Raw genomic sequence first — 4,603 nt, 5'->3', positions numbered from 1 at the left:
AGACCGGCGCGGCATGTCGGCATAATTCAGAGCGCTTCCAGGAAGGCGAGTAGTTCATCTCCGGGTTGATAGCGTCCACCAGTGCTGTCGACCGGCTTCGTCAGCGCCATCGCTCTTTCCTTCAGTTCGATATCGGCATGGATATAAACCTGCGTCGTCTCAATCGATTCATGGCCTAGCCAAAGAGCAATGATTGTTCGATCCACACCGCTCTGCAGAAGCTGCATTGCGGCGGTATGGCGCAGAACATGGGGCGTGACGCGTTTCAATCTGAAGGTGGAACTGGTCGAGGCGGCGGTGGCCGAGTGCTTTCGCACGATCCGTTCAACCGCGTCTCGGCTCAAGGGCGCGCCTCGTATCGTTGCAAACAAGGGGTCGCTGGGTTCGGCGTCGATTTGGGCAAGCCAGGATCTCAGCGCATCGCGACTGTCTGCCCGAAGTGGCGTCGCGCGTTCCTTACGGCCTTTGCCCATACATCTCAGATGCGGCCCCGTACCGAGTTCAACATCCCTGACGCGCAAGCCGATCAGCTCCGATACACGCAGACCGGTTTGGAACATTGTGAGGAGCAGGACCCGATCTCGCCGACCAAACCAGGTCGATTGATCTGGTGCCTTCAGCAAGGTCTCCATTTCATCACGGGTCAGGAAGTCCACGACGCGTTTTTCGTGCCGCTTGGAGGGCATCGCCAGAACTTTCTGGCAATGATGCAGTAATTGGGGTTCACAACCCGCCACGTATTTGAAGAACGAACGGATGGCTGCAAGGCGTGTGTTACGGCTTCGCGCGCTGTTGCCGCGTTCCTCCTCGCAGAAGGTCAGGAACCGCCCGATCATGTCGGCGTCTACGTGGGCGACGTGCAGTTCAGTCGGCGGTAGCTTGGTTTGCGCCTCCGCGTACTTCAGCAAGAGACGGAACGTGTCGCGATAGCTGGCAATCGTGTTTGGGCTTGCCCGCATCTGGGTCAACAGCCGCTCGGTGAAGAACCGCTGCACGTAGACGGGTAAGGGATAGGTTGCGATCATGATGCGCCCTCCAAAACCCGTCGTTCTGCACGCTCCGCGGCCAACTGCATCAGCTCGGGCACGGCCTCGATGTACCAGAACGTATGCTTGGGCTCGGAATGGCCGAGATAGGTGCTGAGCTTGTACATTTCGGCCTCGATGTCCCGGCCGTCCCGGAACCAGTCCAGGATGGTGTGAACAGCAAATGTGTGCCGCAAATCATGGATGCGCGGCCCCAGTCCGTGGCGATTGTAGGCTTGTGGCGAGCGAAGGCCGATGTTTCTGCTGACCTGCGCGAAGTTATAGCGTGCCCCGCAATCTCCCGCCGGTTCGCCATCTTCTTTGATGAAGAATCGCGAGGCTTGCTTGGCAACCAGCCGATCTCGCAATTCGGCATAGTGGGCAAGTTGGGCAACGGTGTCGCCTATGACAGGTAGCTGGCGGTCCTTGCCGTTCTTGGTGTTTCTGAGCGTGAGCACGGCCCGGTCCAGATCGACATCCTGCCGATCAAGCGACAAGGCTTCGCTGACGCGCATCCCCGTTACCGCGATCAAGCCAAACAGTGTCTGCCACAATGCGGCACGGAGACCATAGGGTGACGGCAAACGACCGGCCTCAGCAACAATATTTGCTATCTGCGTGGGCGCGTAAATGTATGGCACGCGTCTTCGATAGCGAGCGATGACAAGTTGGCTGGACGGAACCTCGGTCCGATCGTCGTGCTCTGCAAGCCAGAAGGCGAACCTGCGCACCATTCCAAGACGTCGAGACCATGTGTTGTTGTCTGCGCTGCCGTAGTTCCCTTTCCAGTCGAGGAACAGCGGCGTCGATATCCGATCGAACCCATTCTCATCGCCATAGTTGGTGAACTTGCGCAGGACCCGTTCGTCAAAGGAGAGATCAAACCCCATCGAGCGCCGCAGGGCCAGATATTCATCAAGTCTTTGGGAAAGCGTCTTCATGGGGCGTCTCCCGAAGTTGGCCAGGGCCGCGAGATCGAGCGCAGGGCATCAACATCATGCTGCGCATAGATCGTTGTGGTCATCGCCGACCGGTGACGCAGAACGTCGCCGATCTCGGCCAGCGACGCGCCCTTTCGCAGCATGTCGGTGGCCAGGCTATGCCTGAGAATGTGGCTACCGACATAGGCTTGTGGTGGACTGATACCGGTTGCGTCATAAGCATCCCGCAATATCCAGCGCAGGATTTGTGCGTCCTTGAACCTCTTGAACGGCGGTTTGACGGAGACGAACAGCGCCCGATCCGGACCTCGGCGCTCATTCTTGATGTAGTCGACAATCGCCTCGCCAACTTCTGGCGACATTGGCATTCGGTCGTGCAATTGCCTCTTGCCTCGGATCAGGATTTCACCAGCGCGCCAGTCGATGTCGTCCAGCTTTATCGCCGTCACCTCTGGGGCCCGAAGGCCCAGCCGGGCGATCAGCATCAGCATCGCATAGTTGCGTCGGCCCGTTTTCTTGTGGCCGCGTACCACCTCGATGAGACGATTGACCTCTTCCGGCTCAAGATACCGCGGAATGCCAGTTGGTTTGGGCTGGCGCGCCTTTGGAACGGCAGCGCTCAAGTTGCGTTCGGTCTTTCCGCTCCAGAACAGGAACTGGAAGAGGTTGCGAAGATGCGACGGGCCTGTCTTGTCCCGCGGCGCGTTTTGATCCTTGCGCAACCAGAGTATGAACGCCGTGATGTCGTCGGGCTTGATGCTATTGAGATTACCTAGACCGTCGCCGAACTTCGCTGTCAGGAACCGATCAAAAAACCGCAGGCAATGGTAGATGGTTTCTTCGGACAGGCCGCGTTGGACGCGAAGATAGGATTCGTATTCCCGTTTCAGCACTGCCCTGGGCGACATGTCGAGCGGCGGCTCAGAGCGCGGCGGTGCGCCCGCGTGTTCGATCAGATAATCCCGGAATCGGTTGAGCCGGTATCGACAGTGCTTCTGGTCTTTCGGGAAAGCAGCGCCGATGATCAGCAAAGTAAGTTGATCGATGCGGTCATCCGTCAACTTGGCGGGGCAAAGGTCTGCCTCCAGCATCGCCGCCCAAAGCGCCTCGGCCGTAGCTCGGTACTTTGCTACGGAACCGGGACTGTAGCCATCCTTCACGATCTGAGCGGCGAACCTTTTCGCATAATTGTCCGCATATTGACTGGCATTGGCCGTTTGCCCGCCTTGTGCATTGTTTTTCATAAGTATTTCCTTCAGTTGGCTGAAGGGAGTGCTTATGCCAGATCAACGTAGTGGATGTTCACGACGCTGCTTCGCGACACGTAGTCATTGGTGAAGCTGACAATTCACAGAGACCGGGCCGAACCAGCATGGCCTTCCCGAGACCTGCCAAATCAATCACAGGCCTTCATTAAACAGGTCAGGTATTGGTCTATGCCGTCTAACGGAAGCGCCCCGGAAGCCAACCGTCGAACGAGTGCCAAGGTTGCGACAGTCAGATAATGGGCAAGCAATTCCGTGTCGCTGCCATTGTCAGGCGGCTCCGCCCGGAGTTCGGTAACGATCTCAGCTTCAATCAATTCTCCGATCTCCGGCTGCGTTTGCGCCAAAGACGTCAGCAACATGACCATATCAGGATCGCTGTCCGCCAGCGAAAGGATCATGGCAAGACAGCGCCGCAATCGCTCTCGGCCACGCGGTCGTTGAGCGTGCTGGTGGTCGAAGCGCGCCTTTATGTCTGCAGCGGCCTCAATTGCCACAGTGGTGGTGAGCACATCAATGTCATCGAAGTAGTTATAAAACGACGTACGTCCGACATTGGCTTCGGCACAAAGTGTCATCACATTTACGCTGGCCACGCCCTCCCGACCGATCAAGGCTTTGGCTGCTTCGATCAAAGCGGTTCGCGTTCGGCGTGCTTTGGGGGTGAGATCTTCGAGTGACGCCTTCAATACGTTTTTCCTTGCCACATGCTAGTTTCTGACATAACCGTCAAATATTAATGACACAACTGTCAATTATGAGGTGTCCTATGGTAAACCTTGTGACCAGACTCGCAACAAGACGGGGATTGATCGTCCTCTTAATCGCCTATGCCATCGTGTTCGGGATGATCCTCTGGTCGCTCAACCAACTTTCCGAAGTAAGTGGCGGATACGGAATCCTCGACTTCGAGCCAGGATACTCTCTTGATCGCGTGAATGAAGTTCTGGGCAGTTACGGACCAGAAGGAATGGCCCTCTATGGTCGCATACAAGTCCTCGATGTCTTCAACCCCGCGCTCTATTCGCTTGTCGCCGCTACATTAACTTACCTTCTCTGGCGGGACCGTGGACCAGACTGGCTGTGCCTGATGCCGCTTTTGGGCGGTCTTGGAGACTATGCCGAGAACGTGACGCTCTTTATGATTGCGCGCGCATATCCGGAGTTACCCGTTGGCCTCGTTCAGGTCAGCTCAATGCTTAGCCTGATCAAGAATGGGCTTCTCGTCATTGGATTCACTCCTCTGATTTTCGGTGTCATACTATGGGTCATTGGAAGAGTTCGAGGAAACGCGGAATGAGCCCAAAGATCTCCTGACGCTCAGATTTCCGGTTGCATGCCCTCCCATTATGCCAACATGCCGCGCCGATCC

General features: G+C 56.7%; 5 protein-coding genes. 1 reads left to right on the top strand and 4 read right to left on the bottom strand.

The genetic code is table 11. The annotated features are described in order from the left end of the window. Positions 1-26: 26 nt before the first annotated feature. The 4 genes from TL5118_RS02435 to TL5118_RS02420 form a co-directional block, all read right to left on the bottom strand. A complete protein-coding gene (locus TL5118_RS02435; RefSeq protein WP_106404166.1) occupies positions 27-1,025 on the bottom strand; it encodes a tyrosine-type recombinase/integrase in 999 nt (332 codons plus the stop codon). Next, positions 1,022-1,966 (bottom strand): tyrosine-type recombinase/integrase, encoded by a 945-nt coding sequence (locus tag TL5118_RS02430; RefSeq protein WP_058243477.1) that lies wholly within the window; start codon positions 1,964-1,966, stop codon positions 1,022-1,024. Before TL5118_RS02430 ends, TL5118_RS02435 begins: the two co-directional genes overlap by 4 nt. Beyond that, a complete protein-coding gene (locus TL5118_RS02425) occupies positions 1,963-3,210 on the bottom strand; it encodes a tyrosine-type recombinase/integrase (protein WP_207383432.1) in 1,248 nt (415 codons plus the stop codon). Before TL5118_RS02425 ends, TL5118_RS02430 begins: the two co-directional genes overlap by 4 nt. A gap of 152 nt (positions 3,211-3,362) precedes the next feature. Further along, positions 3,363-3,920: a TetR/AcrR family transcriptional regulator gene (locus tag TL5118_RS02420; protein ID WP_058243478.1), complete on the bottom strand. Its 558-nt coding sequence runs from the start codon at positions 3,918-3,920 to the stop codon at positions 3,363-3,365. Between the two features lie 80 nt (positions 3,921-4,000). Here TL5118_RS02420 and TL5118_RS02415 point away from each other — a divergent pair, with 80 nt between their 5' ends. Further along, positions 4,001-4,531, top strand: coding sequence for a hypothetical protein (locus TL5118_RS02415; protein ID WP_131727394.1), 531 nt, complete (start codon positions 4,001-4,003; stop codon positions 4,529-4,531). Positions 4,532-4,603 lie beyond the last annotated feature (72 nt).

The organism is Thalassovita autumnalis, from assembly GCF_001458255.1.
Classification (GTDB): domain Bacteria; phylum Pseudomonadota; class Alphaproteobacteria; order Rhodobacterales; family Rhodobacteraceae; genus Thalassobius; species Thalassobius autumnalis.
Note: the sequence above shows the minus strand (reverse complement) of the source record. Positions and strands in the feature narration are given on the sequence as shown.